We start from the raw sequence: 21,634 nt of genomic DNA, 5'->3' as shown, positions 1-21,634 counted from the left end.
CCACACCGACGGCGTCAGACGTAAGGCGAGTACGCCGGGAGATCCAACTGACCGTTGCCGGACAGTCCGATCACGATCACCTCGGGTTCTGTGACGGCACGGGCGTGAGCGATGGCGCCGGCAACCGCGTGGGTTGATTCCGGAGCCGGGATGATTCCTTCGGCGCGGGCGAAAATCAGACCGGCCTGGAGTGCGTCGTCCTGATCGACGGCAATCGCGTCCATGAGGCCGAGGTTGACCGCATGCGAGACCATCGGCGACATGCCGTGGTAGCGAAGGCCACCCGCATGGATCGCCGGGGGAACGAAGTCCTTACCCAGAGTGTGCATCTTGAGCAGCGGAGTCAGCCCGGCGACGTCACCGAAGTCGTAGCGGTACTCGCCCTGGGTGAGGGACGGGCATGCCGAAGGCTCGCAGGCGACCAGACGAGTCTTGGTGCCTTCGCGAAGGTTTCGTCCCAGGAACGGGAAGGTGAGTCCGGCGAGGTTGGAACCGCCACCGGCGCAACCGAACACGGTGTCGGGGACGGCGTCGCCGGCTTCTTCGAGCTGGACCATTGCTTCCTGACCGATCACGGTCTGGTGAAGCATGACGTGGTTCAGCACGCTACCGAGTGAGTAGTGCGTGTTCGGATCCTGCGCAGCGACCTCGACGGCCTCACTGATCGCCATACCAAGCGAGCCGGTGGTGTCGGGATGCGACTTCAACAGTGCGCGTCCGGCTTCCGTCAGGTCGGAAGGCGACGGGTGACAGATTCCGCCGTATGCCTCCATCTGGATGCGTCGGTACGGCTTCGAATCGAAGGAGGAGCGAACCTGCCACACCTCGACGTCGAGTCCGAGCAGTGCGCCCGCGAACGACAGCGACGCACCCCACTGGCCTGCGCCGGTTTCGGTGGTGAGCTTGGTGGTTCCTTCGATCGCGTTGTAGTACGCCTGCGCGACAGCAGTATTCGGCTTGTGCGAACCGACCGGGCTCACGCCTTCGTACTTGTAGTAGATGCGAGCAGGTGTGCCCAGAGCGCGCTCGAGTCGGTGCGCACGGAACAGGGGAGAGGGCCTCCACATGCCGTATATCTCGCGAACCGTCTCCGGGATCTCGATGTAGCGCTCGGTTGCGACTTCCTGCGCGATGAGGTTCATCGGGAACAGCGGCGCCAAGTCCTCGGGGCCGAGCGGCTCACGAGTGCCCGGATGCAGGTGCGGGGGAACAGGCTCGGGGAGGTCAGCCGCCAGGTTGTACCAGTGCGTCGGCACTTTCGACGGGATGGAGACGCCCAAAGGCTCGAGCGAACGGTTGAGTGGGGTGGTGGTCAACTAACTCTCCTTCGTGGATTCGGTACCTGATCTTGGCGGTCGTAGCGACGACGCGTACGGCATTTGCCGGATCGGGGATCCTGGAGAGGAGCCTGCTGGACCACCCGATATCGGTCCGGGCAGCACGCAGTTGCGGCTGACCGTCAGCGGTCGGGCCACCAGAGGTGCGCAGTGAGCAGGGTCACGAGCCGATCGTACATCGGTACTCGCACCCTGCTCACGTCGGGCTTAGCGAAAAATCATGCACGTCGTGGTTCCATGCGCAACCAACTTGCCGTTCTTGTCCAAGACCTTGCCCTCTGCAGTCGCGGTACGCCCGCCCACGTGAATGACACTGCCGTGGGCTGTCAGTTCGTCACCGTCGAGAGGCACCGTGCGGATGTAGTTGAGCTTGAGTTCGAGGGTCGTGTAGCCGACGCCGGCCGGAAGCATCGTGTGTACCGCGCAGCCCATGACCGAGTCGAGCAGCGTTGCGCAGATTCCGCCGTGGACAGTGCCGAGCGGGTTGCTGAAATCGGCACGCGGGGTCAGGGCGAAGCTGACGGATCCCTCGTTGACCTCGCGCATCTCCATGCCGAGGAGGCGTCCGATGCTGGGTCGGTCGTTGACCTGCGTTCCCATCCAGCGGAGAAGTTCGAGGCCTGTCATCTGCGCCGGATCGACGGTTGCGGTTGTCTCGTCACTCATTGTTTCATCCCATCACTATGTAGGTCGTCATACATAACGTAGCGTATGAGTCGACAGGTGTACCGACGGCCGAAGGATCTGTGACATGGCAGAGCTGAGCTCACGTGATCGCATGATTCGTAGTGCGGTCGAACTGATCAGCCGCAACGGTGTCGATGCGACGTCCTTCAGCGACGTCATCAAGCACAGCGGCGCGCCCCGTGGGTCGATTTACCATCACTTCCCCGGCGGCAAGACCGAGCTGATGGTCGAAGCCGTGCGCGCGGCTGGTGCGATCATCACCAGACGAATCAGCTCGGCTGCGGCCACCGGTTCCACTGCCGACGTGATCGAAGCGGTCGGAGACATCTGGCGACTCAATCTCACGCGCTCGGACTTCGCGATCGGCTGCCCGGTGATTGCCGGCGGGTTGGCACGCGCCAGTGAGCCAGAAGTCGCGGAAGTATCGGCTGAGGTCATGCTGGGGTGGCAGAAGTTGATCGAATCGCAACTCGAAACTGCGGGTTATCCTGCAGTGCAAGCAAAGTCGATGGCAAACCTGACGATCACGTCGGTCGAAGGTGCAGTGGCGGTGTGCCAGACGACTCGAAGTATCGAGCCGCTCGAACAGGTCATCGCTTCACTGCAGGGGCTCTCTCGTTCTGAGGCTTGGTCCCGCTGAGCCTTCGGGGGTTGACTTCGGCCATCAAGTATCCGTAACTTCATGTAACGGCTAATTAGGCAGGAGTAGGCGATGACACATTGGTTCGACCTCGAACCGGTCGGTGTCGATTTCTTCGACACGGCACCGCATATCTTCACGTACTCGATCGACCTCGCCGCCGAACCTGATGCCGTCTGGGCCGGTCTGACCGCCGACGAGCCTTTGTCGTGGTGCCGACTGCTCACAAAAGTGCACTACACCTCGCCGCGCCCCTACGGCGTCGGCACGCGCCGAATCGCGGAGGTGGGCGGTGGCGCGATGCAGATGCGTGAAAAGTTCATCACCTGGGACGACGAAACGCGTCGGCACTCGTTTTACGTCGAACAGTCCAATGTTCCGCTGTTCCAATCCTTCGCGGAGGACTACCGCGTCGACGAGCTCGCAGTGGGTTCGAGATTGCAGTGGAATTTTGCATTCTCGCCGCGTCCGAAGCTGTCGCTCGCGGTGCGCGGCGGGCTACCGGTCAACTCACTGATCTTCTCGAGCTTCGTACGCGATACCAAGCGGCACTTCGGTTCTGCGCCACGCCATTGACTTTCTTCCCTTCATGCGAGAGGCATCCATGACCACGCTCGGAGAATCGTTGACTTTGCCCTGTGGGCAGATACTGCGGAATCGCACGATGAAAGCTGCGCTCAGCGAGGCTCTGGGTGACCGGACTCATGGACCGTCCACTCGCTTGGAAACGCTGTACGGTCGTTGGGGCAGTGGCGGGTTCGGTTTGCTGATCACCGGCAATGTCATGGTTGATCGATCGCAGATCGCCGAACCGGGCAACGTCGTCGTCGACGACGATCGTGATGCCGAAGCGCTGACTGCCTGGGCCAAGACTGCCAAGAACGGCGGCGCCGAGATCTGGATGCAGCTGAACCACCCAGGGCGGCAATCCAACCCGATCGCCAGCAGAGGTCGACCGGTCGCACCGAGCGCGATTGCGCTGAAGATTCCGGGAATGGCGACGCCGCGAGAACTCTCGACTGCTGAGATCGAAGAGATCATCGACAAGTTCGCGGAAACCGCTCGCGTCGCCGAGTCCTCCGGATTCGGAGGCGTGCAGATACATGCCGCGCACGGTTATCTTGTTGCGCAGTTCCTTTCGCCGTTGTCCAATCAGCGGACGGACGAGTGGGGTGGAGATCCCGAGCGTCGACGACGCTTTCTGATCGAAATCGTTCGGCGCATACGCTCTACCGTTGCTCCGGGATTCGCGGTGTCGGTCAAACTCAACTCGGCTGATTTCCAGCGCGGCGGATTCTCGGAAGACGAGTCGCGAGAAGTAGTACGCGCGCTGACCGAAGAGTCGGTCGACCTCATCGAGATCAGCGGTGGCAGTTACGAATCGCCGGCCATGATGGGTAAAGCGCAGAAGCAGAGCACTCGCGATCGAGAGGCATATTTCCTCGAGTATGCCGAGACGGTTCGAGCGATTGCCGGCGACATTCCCTTGGCGGTCACCGGCGGCTTCCGCTCGCGATCGGCGATGGTCGAGGCACTCGCTTCCGGCGCATGCGATGTTATCGGTCTCGGCCGGCCGACGATCACGATTCCCGACGCGGCAACCGTTCTCCTGGAATCGGATCGGGAACGATTGAACGTCCCGACTGTTGAGTTCGGAGCGCGGAAGTTGTTGGGGAAGGTTGCCGACATCTCGATGCTCGACGGTGCACTCGACCTGCAGTGGCACACCGATCAGTTGCATCGAATGGGTGACGGCAGCGAGCCGGATCCGGCTCGGCCGTGGTGGAAAACCCTCGGGACCATGGTGAGGCGAAACGGAATCGATGCGCTTCGCCCCACCAAACGAGCGGCTTGATCAGTTCGGTGCACCGATGTTGAGCTCATCGGGATGCGCGCCGACGCGGGTACCGTCGTCGAGAGTGTCGATTTCGCTCAGATCGAGATCAGTGAGTTCGAAGTCGAATACGTCGATGTTCTGAGCGATCCGGGCGTCATGCACTGATTTCGGGATGACGATCAGGCCGTTCTGCAGGTGCCAACGGATCAGGACCTGCGCGGCAGTCTTGCTGTGGCGGTCACCGATTCGAGTGATGATCGGATCGGTGAGCAGCGTGTTGGGCTTCGATGCCTTACCCCAACCCGCGTTGCTGGTACCGCCGAGTGGGCTCCACGATTCGACCTTGATTCCGTGCTCGGCGGCCTTGTCGCGGATCGCGTGCTGCGTGAGGTGCGGATGCAGTTCCACTTGATCGACTGCCGGCAACAATCCGCCGCGATCGACGAGAAGCTGCAGATGATGCGGCTCGAAGTTGCACACCCCGATTGCCCTGGCGCGGCCCGATTCCGCGATCTTTTCGAGCGCGTCCCAAGTGCGGAGGAGTCGGTCGTTGTCCTGCAGTGGCCAGTGGATCAGATACAGATCGACGTAATCGACGCCCAGCTTGTCGATGCTGCTGTCGAAAGCCTTCAACGCCGGCTCGTAGCCCTGATCTGCATTCCACAGCTTCGTGGTGAGGAATATGTCCTCTCGCGCGACGGACGAGTTGGCGATACCTCGTCCGACGCCCTCTTCGTTCCCATATGCGGCAGCGGTGTCGATGTGCCGGTAGCCGGCGTCGTCGAGAGCGAACCGCACTGCATGCTCGGTTTCGTCGTTGGTGGCCTGCCAGACTCCGAGGCCGAGTTGCGGGATCGTGGTTCCGGAATTCAGCGTGATGTCAGGATTGCTCATGGATCAAGGCTAGCGATCTCGAGCTTTCCTTGCCTGGGTCAGAGCCGCCTGGGTCAGAGAGTCGTAGCCGAGTACCCGTGTGCCGCTGCAACACTGTCGGACAGGAGCAGGCCGTCGTGTGTGCTCAGTCCTGACCCCAGGCCGGGAACTGCCGTGACCGCGTCCTTCCACCCCTTGTCTGCCAATGCGACGACGTACGGAAGCGTCGCGTTGGTGAGCGCGTACGTCGACGTACGGGGGACGGCTCCGGGCATGTTCGCAACGCAGTAGAAGACGGAACCGTGAACCTGGTACGTCGGGTCGGCGTGCGTGGTCGCGTGTGAATCCTCGAAGCAGCCGCCCTGGTCGATGGCGATGTCGACCAGGACAGAACCCGGCTTCATACGCGCCACCAGGCTGTTGGAGACGAGAGTCGGCGCCTTCGCCCCGGGGACCAGCACTGCGCCGATGACGAGGTCGGCGTCGAGTACTGCCTGTTCCAGTTCGAGGCTGTTGGACGTGATGGTCTTGACCTGGCCGTGGTACAGCTCGTCGATTTCCCGCAGGCGAGCGATCGACAGATCGAGAACGGTGACGTCGGCCTGCATGCCGTAGGCCACGGCGATGGCGTTCTTGCCGGAGACGCCAGCACCGATCACCACGACCTTGGCGGGGCGCACTCCGGGGACGCCGCCCATCAGCACTCCGCGTCCGCCGCCGTGACGCATCAAGTGGTAGGCGCCGGCCTGCGGCGCAAGGCGTCCGGCTACTTCGCTCATCGGTGCGAGAAGGGGCAGTGAACCGTCGGAACCGACAACGGTTTCGTAGGCGATGGAAGTGGTCTTCGAAGCCAGGAGTGCGTCGGTGCATTCCTTCGACGCCGCCAGGTGCAGGTAGGTGAAGAGCACCTGATCCTTACGGAGTCGCGAATACTCTTCTGCAATAGGTTCTTTGACCTTCAGGAGCAGATCTGCGTCTGTCCAGACCTGATCGGCGGACCCGAGGATCTGCGCGCCCGCGGCCTTGAAATCCTCGTCACTGAACGAGGAGCCGACGCCTGCGCCCGTTTCGATGACGACGTCGTGCCCTCGGCCGACCAGTTCGTGGACGCCTGCTGGGCTGATAGCCACGCGGTACTCGTGGTTTTTGATTTCGCGGGGGATTCCGACCTTCATGACACGGCTCCGAACTGAGTCTGTTGTTTCTTCGAATGGCAGGTGCCAAGCATGAAGTTTCGTCGCCAGATAGTGAAGAGAAGTGAAGATAATTCTCTAGTCTGTATTCATGGTGCGCGAAAGTTCAAAAATCGGTATTCAGACGGCCGCCTCGCCGAAGCATGTTCGGGCTGCCGTGAAGTTGGACGAGGTCGACCGGGTTCTGCTCGAAGAGCTGGCGAAAGACGCGAGGATTCCGAACAATGCGCTGGCCGCGATCGCGGGAATTGCGCCGTCGACATGCCTCGGCCGTGTGCGCGCTTTGGTGGACAACGGCGTGATCAGGGGATTTCACGCGGACATCGACCCCGCCGCTCTCGGAATGGATCTGCAGGCGATGATCGCAGTTCGACTGCAGGCCAACGCACGGTCGCACCTCAACCGGCTCGGCGACGATTTCGCCAAGCTGGACTCGGTGCTCAACGTGTACTTCGTTGCCGGTGTCGACGACTACATGCTGCACGTCGCAACGACGGATTCGGCGCAGTTGCGTGACTTCGTCGTCAACAATCTCTCGGCACATCCAGCGGTTGCTGCGACCGAGACGATTCTGATCTTCGAACACGTCAGGCCTCGAGGCGGTACTGCCTGATTAGTTCTCACCTGATGGCGGGTCGACGCCCGGACCAGGCGTTCTCGAGGAGTTCGCTCAGGCCCGGCGGGGTGATCTCACGCGGGTTCGGATACGCGGCGGAGGTGGCGAGTTCGACTGCATTTTCGATTTGATCGTGACTCATTCCCAGTTCTCGCAGAGTGGTCGGTCCGCCGCACGCGGTGACGAGGTCGAAAACGCCGGTAGCGGCATCGGATGCGCCCAGAGCAGTCGCTATTCGCGACATCACATCCGGGACAGCAGGCGCGTTGAATGCCATCGTGTGGGGGAGGACAACGGTGTGGGTGGGAGCATGCGGCAAACCGAAGCTGCCACCGAGGGTGTGGCACAACTTGTGATGAAGCCCCATACCGACCGTGCCCAAGCAGGTTCCGGCCAACCAGGCTGCTTGCAGTAGTTCGGCCCTACCTTCCAGATTTTTCGGATCATCGACAATGCTCGGCAGCGCACGGGCGATCCCGGAGATCGCCTCGATCGCCATCGAGTCCGTGATCGGGTTGGACTCGGTGGAGTACAACGCTTCAACCGCATGCGCCATCGCGTTGACGGCGCTGGTGACGGTGGTATCCAGCGGCAGATCGAGAGTGAGGTCGACGTCGTAGATGACGGTTTCGGGTCTGATGTGGGGAGAGGAGCGAGTTGTCTTGCGTCCGTTCTCTGTTTCACCCAACACCGGAGTGACTTCTGATCCCGCGTACGTTGTCGGAACGACGATCTGATCGAACCCCGCTCGTAGTGCCAGTGCCTTGGACAACCCGGTTGCCGAACCGCCGCCGATCGCGACGACCGTGTCGACGTGATGGTTCTCGGCAAGTCTCAGCGCGGCTGTCGTGACTTCGATCGGAGTATGCATCACAGCGCCGTCGAAGCGGACCACCGCCATGTCGCCGAGAGATTCGGTGACGGCGGCGGCAACCGCGTCGAGTCGACGACTTGCCAGCACCATCACTCGGCTACGGCCGAGCCGCCGCACTTCTTCGGCGATCGTATCGATCGTCCCTTGGCCGAAGACAATTCGAGACGGTGAAGCGTCGTACGAGAAGGGCTTCATGTCATCCCTGAGAAACGGTGGCGTGCATTTCCCAGACGATGACCTCTGCCCCGGTATCGGAGCTGAGCTGCTGACCTCCACCGCCGGATACTCGCACCGCGTCACCTTGTTCGAGCACTCCGACGCCTTCCATGGCGGCCTGACCGTCGGCGACAAAAACATGCAGGAACGGTGCGTCCGGCAGGGTCACAGGTTGTCCGGGTTGCAGACGCGCAACGTGCATCGCGGCGTACTTGTTCTTGATCCGGATTGCCGAGTGATCGGCGTACGCGTCCATACCCGAGGCGACCGGAACCAACCCACCGGCAAGCAATTCGGCGTCGATCTCCAACTGCTCGTAACCGGGTGTGATCCCGGCTTCGTCGGGGACGACCCACATCTGGATGAAGTGAACCGGATCGCTGTGCTTGTCGGAATGCGCGCCCGCCACGTCACCGAGTCGCCACGAATCGTTCTTCTCCGAATGCAGGATTCCCGTTCCAGCGCTCATCCGCTGGGCGAGACCGGGGTAGATGACGCCCGAATGCCCCATCGAATCCTGATGTACGAGAGAACCTCTCAGTACCCAGGTGATGATCTCCATGTCCTGGTGCGGGTGGGTGTCGAATCCCATTCCGGGCGTGACGATGTCGTCGTTGTTGACCAGGAGAAGACCGTGGTGAGTGTTCTTCGGGTCGTAGTGATTGCTGAACGAGAACGAGTGCTTCGAGTCCAGCCAGCCGGCATTGGACTTGAAGCGATCCCCGGATCGACGGATATCGAGGTTGGGCTGCGACAGAGTGGAGGTCATGGTGTGCCTTCCGAATGGTGTGGGGGAGAGCAAGTTTTCAGAGGACGTGATTGCCGTACATCTCGCCGAGGGGGTCGGCGATCAGCTCGAGTCGAGCGCCGTCGGGATCGCGGAAGTACAACGAAACCTCGCTGTGCTCGATCAGTTCAATGTTCGCCTCGGTCAGTCTGGTGCGCAGCCTCGCCCACTTGGCAGGTTCGACGCTGATCGCGATGTGGTGGAGGCCGCCGAGCACCTCTTGATATGGGCCCACGTCGAGACCCGGGAAGTCGAAGAAGGCCAGCAGGTTGCCATTGCCGATGTCGAAGAAGAAGTGCGACGACCCGGGATAGTCACGGTTCTCGATCAACTCGGTGAGTGGGAATCCGAGGAGATCCTGATAGAACTTCACGGTTCGTTCGACGTCACTGCTGATCAGGGCCGTATGGTGCAGGCCGCGTGCGGTCGATGCGGGTCGTGTGTCGGCGGGGATCAGATGTCGATCCCTGATCTCGGTCCGGCGTTCCTCGAACTGCACCGCGTTGTCGAACTGCACTGCGTCGTCGAACTGCACTGCGTTGTTGTCGCTCATGGCGCCGCCTCTCGGTTGAACCTTCTCTTCGAACAGGTAGTTGACTGATCAACTACATTGAGAATAGATCATTTGATTTCGTTGTCAACTACTTCGGATATGCTGGTGTCATGGAATCGACGCGGTGGTTGAGCGACACGGAGCAAACGGCCTGGCGGGCTTACCTGGACTCGACCCGACTGCTCCAGCGTGTTCTCGATCAGCAGTTGGTGCGAGACTCCGACATTTCGTTCACGGACTTCGAACTGTTGGTTGCTCTATCCGAAGCGCCTGGGCGGCAACTGCGCATGAGTGAGATCGCCGATGCTGTGATGGCGACCCGAAGTGGTGTGACCAGGGCCGTCAATCGGCTGGTCGGTGCCGGTTGGGTGCGCAGGGTCGAGTGTGTCGACGACAAGAGGGGCGCTAATGCGGAGCTGACCGACCAGGGTGTCGAGAAATTGGCGTCGGCAAGCCCGGCACATGTAGCCGCAGTACGGGAGAGCATGTTCGATCTGCTGAGCCCGCGAGATGTCGAGCGGCTGAGTGTGGTCTTCGGCGAGATGCGTCGGCACCTTCTCGATGCCCAGTCAGGTAATTGACAGAGCAACTGTCCATGTCATGTAGTTGGTGAGGGCTGCGAACGGACTGCCATCATGGTCTGGTGACCCGCATTCGTATGTTCGCAACCGACCTCGACGGCACCCTGCTGCGCTCCGACCGAACGATTTCAGCGCGAACCGCGCAGGCCATGGAGAACGCGCGGCTCGCGGGGATCGAAGTTGTGTGGGCGACGGCCCGGGCCAGGCATTCGGTACACACGTTGGCGAGCTCGTGCGGATTTCGCGGTAAAGCTGTGTGTGCCAACGGAGCTGTCATTCTCGACCTGGCGGACGGGACTCCGGAGATCGTCGACACCGTTTCGATCGAAACATCTTTGGCTGCAACGGCTATGGAGCAGGTTCGCGCTCTGATTCCGGGCGTCGTGTTCGCGAACGTCGGACCCACGCAGTTCTTTGCCGAGCCGGAGTACGCCGCTCTGTGCGAGTTCGCGGACCATCACCGGCACCTGCACGAGATGGTGCTCGCCGATACGCTGCCGCTGGACGTGGAGCCGATGGTCAAGATCGTGGCCCGGCATGCGGAAGTTCCCAGCGCCGACCTGTACCGAACAGCGGTCGCTGCGGGCATCGAGGGCGTGGAGTTGACCCACTCCGGCGCCCCGTACATGGAAATGGCTGCAGCGGGCGTCTCGAAGGCCAGCGCTCTCGCGCAGCTGTGCGCGATCGACGGCATCGACGCGTCGGAAGTGGCGGCAGCCGGTGACGCCTTCAATGACGTTGCCATGCTGACCTGGGCCGGAACAGCTCTGGTGCCGGCCAACGCCAGAACCGAGGTCATCGAGCTCGCCGACCGAATTTTGCCCACGAACGACGAGGACGGCGTGGCGAGCTACCTCGAAGAGTTGGTTGCGGGGCGCTAGTTCAGCTGCTGACGGCCTTGGGTCCGGTGCCGATACCGACTCCGCAGTCCGTCATGAATTCGGAGAAGACGCGGTCGAAGCGATCCGGGTAGTCAAGGTGCGGGAAATGTCCGGCGCGCTTGAAGATCTCCACCCGCCCCAGCGGTAGTTCGGCGCGAGCGTTCTCGGTGTGGGCGTTGGGGATGATGGTGTCCTCCTCACCCCACACCAGCAGTGCCTGCAGATTCTTGAAGTTGGCGAAATGCGGAGTGGCATTGACGGTTTGACCGTTGTAATTGATGACCGATCGTGCCGTCGCCAGAAATGCCTGACGCGTCGACGCGTCCGATACCGAAGCGAAGCTCTTACGGGCCTCGCTCGCGCTGGCACCGAGCTTGAACAGGCCGATCTTGTTGAAAAGTCCGAGCGCTTTGTCGGTCACGTCGGTCAGCGTCCTCGACGCGAGGACGGGAAGTACCAGTTCGCTGCCGGGCAGTGTCGCCGCACGCAGGAGTGGGCTCACCTCGGGGCCGAGTCCACCGCTGGCTACCAGGCACAGCCGCTCCACCCGGTCGGGGAACAGATACAGCGTCTGCATCGCGATCCCACCACCGAGGGAGTGGCCGACCAGGGTGGCCGACGGAATGTCGAGGGCTTCGAGGAGGTCACGCACAGTGGCGGCGTGAGCACTGAGTGAATAGTCGCCGGCAGGCTTGTCCGACGCACCGTGTCCGAAGAGATCAGGGGCGATCACGCGGTAATGACGCGAGAGCGTCTCGATCTGCGGTTCCCAGTTGGAGTGCGCGCCCAGCAGGCCGTGAATGAGCACCACGACGGGGCCACTGCCTTGGTCGACGTATTTGAGCTGGTCGCCGTGCAATACAACCGTCTGTAATTGGTCGGTTGCCATGATTGAACCTTTCGGAGCCGCCAGTGTCTGTGGCTGCTCGCGTGTTGTCGGACCGCACCCGCCCCGACGCGGATCCACGGGTATTTGTGACCGGGAGTAACCCCAGTTCCCTCAGTATGCCCATCGAGGGGGTCGATGTCGTGGCCATCGGGCGTGTTGTGACGAACCGTGAGCCGTCGGCTGAGAGGAGACGTACAACTCACCGCCGCGTGTCGGCGCCGTTGATCAGGCGAAATCGACCAGTTTGCCGAAGGTGAGGTTGATGTCCCACGGTGTGACGCCCCACGTCTCGATCGCTGAAACCGCGAAGATTCCGGCAGCCTCGATGGTGTCCTGTGAGGCTGGTGCCGACACCGAAACGCCGGATTGGTCGCTCGGAACCTCCGGCCAGACGCCTGTGCCCACCGGTGCAGGGGTTGCCTCCATGACTGCGTTGGCCAGGCCCGATTCGTCGACGGTCGTGAAGAGGCAGTTCGGCTCGTGCGGAGAATCCCACCCGCCGAGTTCCGCGAGCCAGAATTCGCCGCGTCCAGCAGCGGAGATCGCGATGGACGCGAGTACCGATTCGAGATCTTCCCAAGCGTCGCCGGTCGGGGAGGTCGCGTCGGTGAGCTTGAACGGGGCGGCGAGGGCAGTGCTGTCCGGGGTAGCGAAGCGCGGCTGCACAGTGAGGGCCTGGGTCTGAGTATCCAAAAACGCAACTTCTCGGAACTTGTTGTCCGGCAGAGCAGTACGAGATACGAGGCCGCGTCCAAGCAGTGCGCCGAGCGCGGCGGGATCGTCGACGCTCCACAAACGGGTCTCGTCCTCGGACCAGGTGCGAATCATTCCGTCGACGACAGGACTGATCAACACAGGCTCGAGGTTCGTACTGCCTGTTGATTCGCTCACCGCTGGCTCCCCACCGCACTTCGTACCGCCGGACCGGTTCCGCGCGACCAGATAAGTATGCCGCCTCGCTGCTGTGCGCCTTTATTAACCGCCGGGGGTTAATAAAGGCGCACAGCAAGTGGTCACATATGCGTGCCGCCGTCGATGCGGATTTCCGTTCCGGTGACAAACGAGCCGTCCTCGGAAGCGAGCATCGCGATCACGCCGGCGACGGCGGACGGGGGCGCGAAACCCTCACCGATTGCCGGGGCCAGCTTGCCGAGCAGCGTGAAGTCGATGTCGGCCGGGAAGCCGGGATCGGACGTCATGCCCGACGCGATGCTGCCGGGTGCGACGGCCACGGCGCGAAGACCCTGCTTGCTGTACTCGAGAGCAAGTGCGTGCGTGAAGGATTGGATTCCACCCTTCGACGCCGCATATGCCGTCATGTACGGGTGGGCGAAGGTCGCCGAGGTGGAACTGAAGTTGACCACGACGCCTGCTCCACTTTCGAGCAGTGCCGGCAGGGACTCCCTCGTCATGAGGAACGTTCCGGTGAGGTTGACCCCGATGACGGTGTTCCAGAAATCGAGTGTCATCTCGTGGGTGTGCGCGGAGCGCAGAATGCCCGCCGCATTGACCAGCACGTCGAGCCCGCCCAGAGCCTTGATCGCAGCGCCGACCTGTTCGCGAACAGACTCTTCGCTGGAGATGTCGACCTTCACCGTGGTGAGGCGATCGGAGTGGCCGGCGTCCTTCGCGGCGTTCAGCGTCTGTTCGAGGTCGGTCTCGGAAATGTCGGCGGCGACGACGGTGCCTCCTTCTACCAGGATGCGGGCAACGGTGGCCTGGCCGATTCCGGACCCTGCGCCGCTGATGAGGACGCGCTTGTCGTCGAATCGATTCACGAGAAAACTCCGGTCTGTGAGATGGACAGCTGTCTGGTGACCGATTCTGCGTGATCCAGCCGCATAAATCTGCGGTTCATTCCACTGACTGGGCAGCATCGGTGCTTGTTCGCCCGGGATTGCGAGCGAACAAGCACCGATGTGTCTTAGAGACCCGCGGCCTGAGCGAGGCTCGGCAGGTAGGTGCTCGGCTGTCCGAAGAGCTGAGCGCTGCCGTGTGCACGCTTGAAGTACAGCTGAGCGTCGTGCTCCCAGGTGATTGCGATTCCGCCGTGCAACTGAACTGCTTCGGAGGTGATCTGCTGCAAGGCTTCCGAGCAGTAGACCTTCGCCACTGCCGCGTCGTCCGCCGACTGCGTCGCCACGGCGGCGTACGTCATCGACCGCGCCGTCTCGACCAACGTGTACATGTCGGCCATCCGGTGCTTGAGGGCTTGGAAAGAACCGATCGCGCGACCGAACTGCTTGCGCGACTTGGTGTATTCCACGGTCTGTTCGACGATCGCTGCGGCCGCTCCGACCTGTTCAGCGGACAACGCGATCAGAACGACGGTTCGGATGCGATCGACCAGATCTTCGGACCACTCCAGTGGCCGACCACGAACACCGGAGAACGTGACCTCCGCCAGCGTTCGCGTCGGATCCATGGTGGGGACGCGTCGGCGGGAGACGCCCTCGGCCGCGGGATCTACTTCGTAGAAGCCGTCGGCCGTGAGAACGAGCAGGGTGTCAGCGACGTGTCCGTCGAGGACGTACGACGCCGTGCCGGTCAACGCATCCTCGGTTGCCTCGACGCCGAAGGTGCTCCAACCCGCAGCCCCTGCCCAGCACAGGGCGAGCGTGCTCTCGCCGGACGCGACACCGGGCAGCAGTCGCGAGCATGCGTCGTTGTCACCGGCAAGCAGCAGTGCCTGTGCGGCAAGAATCGCCGAACCCAGCATCGGTGAGGGGGTCAGCGTGCGGCCCAGTTCCTCCTGGACCACATGTACCTCGCCCAAACCTGCTCCGACGCCGTCGAACTCCTCCGGAATCGCCAGCGCGGCGACGCCGATCTGCTCGCACAGCTTGCTCCACAACGCGGCGTCGTAGCCGATCTCTGTGGTGATGGCAGCGCGGACGGCCGCGGAGTCGGAATGCTTGCTCAGCAGATCGCGTACCGACGCACGTAGCGCCGCCTGGTCTTCGGTGTCGATGCTCATGATGCAACCAGCGCTTCGACGACGCGCGCACGATGCTCGGACGGTGTGCCCCATGCGGTGAGCAATGCTCGTACCTTGGTGAGCCACAGTGAGAGATCGTGTTCCATCGTGTAGCCGATGGCGCCGTGAACCTGGAGTCCGACGCGGGCGGCCTTGTAAGCAGCATCCCCGCACGCGACCTTGGCGGCAGAAATGTCACGCGAGGCGTCGGCCGACTGATCGCGAACCGACAGAGCGGCACCGTGGAGCAGGGGGCGAGCCATTTCGAGCGAAACGGCAACTTCTGCCAGGTGGTGCTTCATTGCCTGGAACTGTCCGATGACCTTGCCGAACTGCTTGCGCTGCTTCGCGTATTCGGTGGTGACCTCGAGCAGTGTCTGGCCGAGACCTTGCAACTGCGCGGCAGTGGCAAGAGCGCCCATGTCGAAGGCTGCGGAGAAGTCGGCGGAGCCCAGCGATTCGCCGGCGGAAACCTCGTAGAGCTTGCGGGAGAGATCCACCGATGCCTTGGCTTCGCCAGGGACGCCGAGTGAGACGGTGCCGTCCTGCGCGAGTAGAACCAGATCGACCGCATTGGCGTCGAGCGCGAACGGTGTGCGCGGGGGAGCGGCGACGGTTGCCAGCGAACCCTCGGCGAGAGCAGAGAGACGTTCCGGTGCAACGGAAGCCAGGAGCGTCGGTGCTACTGCGATGGTCTCGACGACCGGTCCGGGTACTGCGTGCCGACCGAGCTGTTCGAGTGCAACGACCAGGTCCACGGCGTCGGCGCCGAGTCCGTCGTGTTCTTCGGATATGACGAGGCCGTTGACGCCGGTCTCGGCAAGGCGCTGCCAGAGCTTCTTGCCCGGCTCGGTGTCACCGTCGTTCCACGAACGGATGACGGAGGGCATGTCGGACTTGGTCAGCAGTGCATCGATGCTTGCAGCGAAGTCCTGGTGGGAGGAGTCGAGCGCGAATCTCATCGGTCCGCCTTCGGTAGGCCGAGCAGACGCTCAGCGATGACGTTTTTCTGAATCTCGTTGGTGCCTGCGTAGATCGGGCCGGACAGGGAGAACAGGTATCCGTCCATCCAGTTGTCGGCCAGCTCTGCTTCAGGGCCCTGCAGTTCGAGAGCAGTCTCGTGGGTGGCGATATCCCACTCGGACCAGAAGACCTTGTTGATCGAGGACTCGGCGCCGAGTTGTCCACCGTCGGCGAGACGGGTGACGGTACCGAATGTGTTGAGCTGGTAGGCGCGAGCGCCGATCCAGGCGTCGGCAACCTGGTTACGCAGAGCGCTGTCGTCGGTTCGTCCGCTGGACTTGTACAGCTCGAGCAGTCGGTCGACGGTGGCGAGGAAGCGGCCGGGGCTGCGCAGCGAGAGACCACGCTCGTTGCTCGCGGTGCTCATCGCGACGCGCCAACCTTCGTTGACATTGCCGATCACACCCGACTCACCAGGGTTGGCCGGGTCGTCCGGCACGAAGACGTCTTCGAGGAAGATCTCGGCGAAGCCGGGCTCGCCGTCGAGTTGATCGATCGGGCGAACGGTGACGCCCTTCGAGCGCAGGTCGAACATGAAATACGTGATGCCCTTGTGGCGCTGCGCATCCGGATCGGAGCGGAACAAGCCGAAGCCCCAGTCGGCGTAGCTTGCGCGTGAGCTCCACGTCTTCTGACCGTTGAGCAGCCAGCCCCCGTCGACCTTCTTCGCACTCGAACGCAGGCTAGCGAGGTCGGAACCGGATTCGGGCTCGGACCAGGCCTGGGCCCAGATGTCGTCGGCACGAGCCATGCGCGGCATGATGCGAGCCAACTGCTCGGCATTTGCATGCTCGAACAGTGTGGGAGCCAACAAGAAGATGCCGTTCTGGCTTACGCGCCCGGGCGCGCCCGAGCGGTAGTACTCCTCCTCGAAGATGACCCATTCGAGCAGGGACGCATCGCGTCCGCCGAGTTCCTTGGGCCAGGAGACGACGGCGTAGCCGGCGTCGGCGAGAGTGTGCTCCCACTGACGATGCTCTTCGAAGCCTTCGGCGGTATCCATCGACTTCAGGGGAGTGGCGGGCACATTCGCCTCCAGGAACGAGCGGACCTCGTCACGGAATGCGGTTGTGGCGTCGTCGAATACGAGATCCACTAGTTTGTTCCTTCCTGCGGTGCGCGAGCACTGGCAGCCATGGCTTTGGCGTCGAGACCACCAAGCGAGTCTTTGCCGACCTCGGCGTTGTGAGCGTGAGCGAAGTGATGCAGACCGAAGACGGAGTCGATGCCGTTGCGCATCCCCATCTGATCCTCGCACTGGTTGACGGCCTTCTTGGTCAAAGCCAGTCCGAAGCGCGGCATCTCGGCGATACGTCCGGCGAGCTCGAACGTCTCCTTCTCGAGATCATTGCGGGCGACGACGCGATTGACCATGCCGATTTCGTAGGCGCGTTGCGCGGTGAACCGATCGCCGGTGAAGAGCATTTCCTTCGCGAAACGTGAACCGACCATCCACGGGTGCGCGAAGTATTCGACGCCGGGAATGCCCATGCGGACAACGGGATCGGAGAAGAAGGCGTCGTCGGCCGCGACGATCATGTCGCAGACCCAGGCGAGCATGAGCCCACCGGCAATGCAGGCGCCTTGGACCATCGCGATGGTGGGCTTGGGGATCTCCCGCCAACGGCGGCACATGCCCAGGTAGACCTCCATCTCGCGGGCGAAACGCTGGTCACCGCCTGGCTTGTCGACGTGATCCCACCACATGGTGGCCTTGTTCTCGTACTCGACGTGATGGTCGCGTCCCGGAGTTCCCAGGTCGTGTCCGGCGCTGAAGTGAGGTCCGTTGCCTGCCAGGACGATCACCTTCACGTCGTCGTCCTCGACGGCGCGCTGGAATGCCGCGTCGAGGGCGTACGTGACCACCGAGTTCTGGGCGTTGCGGTAGTCGGGTCGATTCAAGGTCACGACGGCGACCGAGTCACGAACCTCGTAGGTCACGACGTCGGCTTCGAAGGGAACGGTCATGATTGTTCCTCGCGCAGAACCGTTTTGAGGACCTTGCCCGAAGGGTTACGGGGCAGGTGATCTACGAAGCGCACCTCGCGGGGCACCTTGAAGCCTGCGATCTTCTCCTTGAGGAAAGCGATCACCGACTCTTCGGTGAGGCCGGCACCGTCGAGCTGGGCGATGTAGACGCGGCCCACCTCTCCCATCCGGTGATCGGGGATGCCGATGGCAGCAGACTCGTGGACGCCGGGCAGGCGAGCCAACATGCCCTCGATCTCGGCGGGGTAGACGTTGAATCCGCCGCTGACGTACATGTCTTTCAGGCGGTCGGTGATGTCGAGATAGCCACGCTCGTCGAGGGTTCCGACGTCTCCGGTGTGCAACCAGCCGTCGGCGTCGATTGCCTTGGCGGTGGATTCGGGGTCGTCGAGGTATCCGAGCATGACGTTCGGTCCACGAAGCAGGATCTCACCCTGGTCGCCGATCTTGACCTCGAAATCGGCTGTCGCGCGGCCGGAACTGGTGGAGACGGTGACCGGGTCGTCGTCGGTGCGGCACATGGTCGCGACCACTGCCTCGGTCAGACCGTATGCCGTGAGGACGGCGTCGAAAAGCTCTGCCTGCATGCGCTCGACGAGAGCAACCGGAACGGGTGCTGCGCCGGTGATCGCGATGCGGAGCGAGGACAGGTCGTATTCGCTGCGGCGGGGGTGATCGAGAATGGTCTGGTAGATCGTCGGGGCACCGGGCAGGATGCTGATCTTTTCGCTGTTGACCAGCGCGAGGGTGTCGTCGATGTTGAAGACGGACACCGGCACGATCGTCGCGCCGTTCAGCAGGCAGACCAGGATTCCGGCCTTGTACCCGAAGGTGTGGAAGAACGGGCTGATGATGAGGAAGTTGTCGTCGGCGGTGACCTCGGCGCATTCACCCCACGACTTCGCGACAGCGATGGACTGACGATGCGCGGTGATCGCACCCTTGCTGCGTCCTGTGGTGCCGGAGGTGAAGAGGATGTCGCTGACGTCGTCTGGCTGCACCTTCGCAGCACGCGCATCGGCTTCGGTGCGGGCGGCGTCGGTGGCGAGCGCGAGGAAGTCCTCGAACTCGATGACGCCGTCACGGTCGTCGTCCCCGTCGATCGGTACCTGGATGACGGTCGGGATCGACAGGTCCGGGTTGGCGTCGAGCAACTGCTGATAGCGATCGGCCTTGAGGAACGTGCCGACGACCACCAAGGCCGCGGCGTCGACGCGCTCGATGATGTCGAGAGCTTCGGTGCCGGTGTATCGAGTGTTGATCGGGATGATGGCCGCGCCGGCATATTGAGCGCCGAGCAGGGCGATCACCCAGTGGTACGTGTTGGGCGACCAGATGACGACGCGATCGCCTGCCTTCACCCCACGGTTGATCAGCGCGCCGGCGAAATCGCGGACACGTTGATGTAGCTGTGCGAAGGTCAGTCGGGTGTCGCCATCGGCGATAGCCGCGCGCTCACCGAACTCCTCGGCGGCCCGGATGAGGGCTGATGGGATGGTTCTCGGTTGTTCGGTCACTGGACTCCTACCTGACACGCTACCTAGCAAGTGCTTGGTAGGTTATCTTACATATGTGGACCAGAGCGAGAGCCCGGACGGGCAGATGACGGACGACGAGTTTGCGGCCACGGTCGCGCAGTGGTTGGCCGAGAACTTGACGGGCAAATTTGCCCAGCTCAAGGGTAAGGGCGGCCCCGGCAGTGAGCACGAGTTCTTCGAGCAACGACTCGAGTGGGACAAGCACCTCGCAGCCGCAGGATGGACGTGCCTCGGGTGGCCGAAGGAGTTCGGCGGGCGGGGAGCAAGCATCTCTCAGCAGGTCATCTTCCATCAGGAGTACGCGAAGGCCGGTGCGCCCGCTCGCGTCAGCCACATCGGTGAAGAGCTGCTCGGCCCGACGCTGATCGCGTACGGAACCGACGAGCAGAAACGCCGATTCCTTCCTGGCATCAACACGGTCAGCGAACTGTGGTCGCAGGGCTACTCCGAGCCTGGCGCCGGTTCAGACCTCGCGAACGTCTCCACCACCGCACGCCTCGAAGGCGGCAAGTGGATCATCAACGGCCAGAAGGTGTGGACCTCACTGGCTCACGTCGCGCAGTGGTGCTTCGTGGTCTGCCGCACCGAGGTGGGCTCCAAGCGTCATCAGGGCTTGAGCTTCCTGCTGGTCCCGTTGGATCAGCCTGGTGTGACAGTTCGGCCCATCCAGCAGCTCACCGGTACGTCGGAGTTCAACGAGGTCTTCTTCGACGACGCCGTCACCGACGCCGATCTGGTGGTCGGGGAACCTGGCGAGGGCTGGAAGATCGCGATGGGGCTGCTCACCTTCGAGCGCGGGGTATCGACGCTCGGACAGCAGATCGGATTCGCTCGCGAGCTCCAGGGCGTCGTCGACCTGGCGAAGGCCAATGGCAGTGACCAGGATCCGCACATTCGCGAGAAGATCGCTCGCGCCTGGGTCGGACTGCGCGTGATGCGCGCCCACGCGATGCGTACTCTCGACGCGGTCGACGCCGGAACCGGTGGCGGAGAAGCGTCCGTCGCAAAACTGTTGTGGGCCAACTGGCATCGTGACCTGGGACAGCTGGCGATGGACGTGCAGGGTGCGTCGTCGTTGGTTGCGCCGTGGGCGGATTCCGAAGGCAATGCATCGGACATCACCGACCCCGAGCATCTCGAACTCGACGAGTGGCAGCGACTCTTCCTCTTCACCCGCGCCGACACGATTTACGGCGGCTCCAACGAAATTCAGCGCAACATCATTTCCGAGCGCGTGCTCGGTCTTCCCCGAGAGGCTCGTTAATGTCTGACACCAAAGCCGCGTCCCCGCTTTCCGTTGCGCCCGAGGAAACCCCGGGCCACGGACTGCTCGTGGGCAAGAAGGCGATCATCACCGCCGCAGCCGGAACCGGCATCGGCTTCTCTACCGCGCGCCGGGTGCTTCTCGAGGGCGGCGACGTTCTCGTCTCCGACTTCCACGAGCGTCGGCTCGGCGAGACGGTGGAGAAGCTGAAGGCCGAGTTTCCCGGCCAGCAGGTCGAGTCCATCATCTGCGACGTCTCCAGCACCGAGCAGGTCGACGCGTTGTTCGTCGGCGCGGCCGAGAAGTTGGGACGTATCGACATCGTCGTCAACAACGCGGGCCTGGGCGGCGAAACTCCCGTCGTCGACATGACGGACGATCAGTGGGATCGCGTTCTCGACATCACCCTCAACAGCACCTTCCGTTCGACGCGTGCCGCGCTGCGGTACTTCAAGAGCGTTCCCCACGGCGGTGTTCTGGTGAACAACGCGTCCGTTCTCGGTTGGCGGGCGCAGCATTCCCAGGCTCACTACGCCGCAGCCAAGGCGGGCGTCATGGCACTGACTCGGTGCAGCGCTATCGAAGCCGCGGAGTACGGAGTCCGTATCAATGCGGTCTCGCCCTCCATTGCGCGACATGCGTTTTTGGCGAAGGTCACCAGTGAGGAACTGCTCGACCAGTTGGCTTCCGGTGAGGCCTACGGCCGTGCCGCGGAGGTCTGGGAGATCGCAACGGTCATCGCGATGCTCGCCAGCGATTACTCCACCTACATGACCGGCGAGATCGTCTCCGTTTCTTCGCAGAGGGCCTAGCGTCCCCGTGCGCGGTTAAGGAGTCCCCGGACTCGCTGACCGCGCACAGGGGAAGGCCCTGGATAGG

Annotated in this window: 23 protein-coding genes; 8 read left to right on the top strand and 15 right to left on the bottom strand. The window is 62.7% G+C overall.

Features of this window, described 5'->3' with window-relative positions; translation table 11 throughout:
- Positions 1 to 14: 14 nt before the first annotated feature.
- Positions 15 to 1,316: a TrpB-like pyridoxal phosphate-dependent enzyme gene (locus H351_RS27685; protein WP_003945451.1), complete on the bottom strand. Its 1,302-nt coding sequence runs from the start codon at positions 1,314 to 1,316 to the stop codon at positions 15 to 17.
- Between the two features lie 228 nt (positions 1,317 to 1,544).
- On the bottom strand, positions 1,545 to 2,003 hold the full coding sequence (locus H351_RS27680) for a PaaI family thioesterase (protein WP_003945940.1): 459 nt from the start codon (positions 2,001 to 2,003) through the stop codon (positions 1,545 to 1,547).
- Positions 2,004 to 2,088: 85 nt separating this feature from the next.
- On the opposite strand from H351_RS27680, the gene H351_RS27675 reads away from it, so the two are divergent.
- From H351_RS27675 to H351_RS27665, 3 genes are all read left to right on the top strand, one after another.
- On the top strand, positions 2,089 to 2,664 hold the full coding sequence (locus H351_RS27675; RefSeq protein WP_007734151.1) for a TetR/AcrR family transcriptional regulator: 576 nt from the start codon (positions 2,089 to 2,091) through the stop codon (positions 2,662 to 2,664).
- Between the two features lie 72 nt (positions 2,665 to 2,736).
- Positions 2,737 to 3,240: an SRPBCC family protein gene (locus H351_RS27670; RefSeq protein WP_019746932.1), complete on the top strand. Its 504-nt coding sequence runs from the start codon at positions 2,737 to 2,739 to the stop codon at positions 3,238 to 3,240.
- 28 nt (positions 3,241 to 3,268) lie between these two features.
- Positions 3,269 to 4,519 carry an NADH:flavin oxidoreductase/NADH oxidase family protein gene (locus tag H351_RS27665; protein ID WP_029254479.1) on the top strand — a complete coding sequence of 417 codons (1,251 nt, stop codon included), beginning with the start codon at positions 3,269 to 3,271 and terminating at the stop codon, positions 4,517 to 4,519.
- Here the strand turns inward: H351_RS27665 and H351_RS27660 are convergent, their stop codons facing one another.
- Together H351_RS27660 and ald are read right to left on the bottom strand one after the other, a co-directional pair.
- Entirely contained in the window at positions 4,520 to 5,395 is an 876-nt protein-coding gene (locus H351_RS27660) for an aldo/keto reductase (RefSeq protein ID WP_029254480.1), read from the bottom strand.
- 53 nt (positions 5,396 to 5,448) lie between these two features.
- Positions 5,449 to 6,549, bottom strand: coding sequence for an alanine dehydrogenase (gene ald / locus H351_RS27655; RefSeq protein ID WP_029254481.1), 1,101 nt, complete (start codon positions 6,547 to 6,549; stop codon positions 5,449 to 5,451).
- A gap of 109 nt (positions 6,550 to 6,658) precedes the next feature.
- On the opposite strand from ald, the gene H351_RS27650 reads away from it, so the two are divergent.
- Positions 6,659 to 7,180 carry an Lrp/AsnC family transcriptional regulator gene (locus H351_RS27650; protein ID WP_019746936.1) on the top strand — a complete coding sequence of 174 codons (522 nt, stop codon included), beginning with the start codon at positions 6,659 to 6,661 and terminating at the stop codon, positions 7,178 to 7,180.
- A gap of 7 nt (positions 7,181 to 7,187) precedes the next feature.
- On the opposite strand, the gene H351_RS27645 is transcribed toward H351_RS27650, so the two are convergent.
- From H351_RS27645 to H351_RS27635, 3 genes are read right to left on the bottom strand one after another with little or no spacing between them, the layout of a single operon-like run.
- Positions 7,188 to 8,252, bottom strand: coding sequence for a maleylacetate reductase (locus H351_RS27645; RefSeq protein WP_029254482.1), 1,065 nt, complete (start codon positions 8,250 to 8,252; stop codon positions 7,188 to 7,190).
- A gap of 1 nt (position 8,253) precedes the next feature.
- Positions 8,254 to 9,042 (bottom strand): pirin family protein, encoded by a 789-nt coding sequence (locus H351_RS27640; RefSeq protein ID WP_029254483.1) that lies wholly within the window; start codon positions 9,040 to 9,042, stop codon positions 8,254 to 8,256.
- A gap of 37 nt (positions 9,043 to 9,079) precedes the next feature.
- Positions 9,080 to 9,613, bottom strand: a complete 534-nt coding sequence (locus H351_RS27635) for a VOC family protein (protein WP_037119193.1) — start codon at positions 9,611 to 9,613, stop codon at positions 9,080 to 9,082.
- Positions 9,614 to 9,723: 110 nt separating this feature from the next.
- On the opposite strand from H351_RS27635, the gene H351_RS27630 reads away from it, so the two are divergent.
- Entirely contained in the window at positions 9,724 to 10,194 is a 471-nt protein-coding gene (locus H351_RS27630) for a MarR family winged helix-turn-helix transcriptional regulator (protein ID WP_029254485.1), read from the top strand.
- A gap of 62 nt (positions 10,195 to 10,256) precedes the next feature.
- Complete coding sequence (locus H351_RS27625) at positions 10,257 to 11,075, top strand: HAD family hydrolase (RefSeq protein ID WP_029254486.1); 819 nt, start codon at positions 10,257 to 10,259, stop codon at positions 11,073 to 11,075.
- Position 11,076: 1 nt separating this feature from the next.
- Here the strand turns inward: H351_RS27625 and H351_RS27620 are convergent, their stop codons facing one another.
- The 8 genes from H351_RS27620 to H351_RS27585 form a co-directional block, all read right to left on the bottom strand.
- Entirely contained in the window at positions 11,077 to 11,964 is an 888-nt protein-coding gene (locus H351_RS27620) for an alpha/beta fold hydrolase (protein ID WP_003945464.1), read from the bottom strand.
- A gap of 225 nt (positions 11,965 to 12,189) precedes the next feature.
- Positions 12,190 to 12,855 (bottom strand): hypothetical protein, encoded by a 666-nt coding sequence (locus H351_RS27615; RefSeq protein ID WP_021342897.1) that lies wholly within the window; start codon positions 12,853 to 12,855, stop codon positions 12,190 to 12,192.
- Between the two features lie 122 nt (positions 12,856 to 12,977).
- Positions 12,978 to 13,742, bottom strand: coding sequence for an SDR family NAD(P)-dependent oxidoreductase (locus tag H351_RS27610; RefSeq protein ID WP_029254487.1), 765 nt, complete (start codon positions 13,740 to 13,742; stop codon positions 12,978 to 12,980).
- A 146-nt stretch (positions 13,743 to 13,888) separates the two neighbouring features.
- Positions 13,889 to 14,941: an acyl-CoA dehydrogenase family protein gene (locus H351_RS27605; RefSeq protein ID WP_020968468.1), complete on the bottom strand. Its 1,053-nt coding sequence runs from the start codon at positions 14,939 to 14,941 to the stop codon at positions 13,889 to 13,891.
- Entirely contained in the window at positions 14,938 to 15,903 is a 966-nt protein-coding gene (locus H351_RS27600) for an acyl-CoA dehydrogenase family protein (protein ID WP_020906274.1), read from the bottom strand. The genes H351_RS27605 and H351_RS27600 overlap by 4 nt, the downstream gene beginning before the upstream one ends.
- Positions 15,900 to 17,060, bottom strand: a complete 1,161-nt coding sequence (locus H351_RS27595) for an acyl-CoA dehydrogenase family protein (protein WP_007734181.1) — start codon at positions 17,058 to 17,060, stop codon at positions 15,900 to 15,902. Before H351_RS27595 ends, H351_RS27600 begins: the two co-directional genes overlap by 4 nt.
- Entirely contained in the window at positions 17,060 to 17,932 is an 873-nt protein-coding gene (locus H351_RS27590) for an enoyl-CoA hydratase (RefSeq protein ID WP_029254488.1), read from the bottom strand. The genes H351_RS27595 and H351_RS27590 overlap by 1 nt, the downstream gene beginning before the upstream one ends.
- Positions 17,929 to 19,470 carry a FadD3 family acyl-CoA ligase gene (locus H351_RS27585; RefSeq protein WP_019746946.1) on the bottom strand — a complete coding sequence of 514 codons (1,542 nt, stop codon included), beginning with the start codon at positions 19,468 to 19,470 and terminating at the stop codon, positions 17,929 to 17,931. Before H351_RS27585 ends, H351_RS27590 begins: the two co-directional genes overlap by 4 nt.
- A gap of 55 nt (positions 19,471 to 19,525) precedes the next feature.
- Here H351_RS27585 and H351_RS27580 point away from each other — a divergent pair, with 55 nt between their 5' ends.
- Together H351_RS27580 and H351_RS27575 are read left to right on the top strand one after the other, a co-directional pair.
- Entirely contained in the window at positions 19,526 to 20,755 is a 1,230-nt protein-coding gene (locus H351_RS27580) for an acyl-CoA dehydrogenase family protein (RefSeq protein WP_020968470.1), read from the top strand.
- Complete coding sequence (locus H351_RS27575; RefSeq protein ID WP_029254489.1) at positions 20,755 to 21,567, top strand: SDR family oxidoreductase; 813 nt, start codon at positions 20,755 to 20,757, stop codon at positions 21,565 to 21,567. Before H351_RS27580 ends, H351_RS27575 begins: the two co-directional genes overlap by 1 nt.
- Positions 21,568 to 21,634: the final 67 nt, after the last annotated feature.

The sequence above is a fragment of the Rhodococcus erythropolis R138 genome, from assembly GCF_000696675.2.
GTDB classification, from domain to species: Bacteria; Actinomycetota; Actinomycetes; order Mycobacteriales; family Mycobacteriaceae; genus Rhodococcus_F; species Rhodococcus_F erythropolis.
This window is presented reverse-complemented; position numbering and strand designations above follow the sequence as displayed.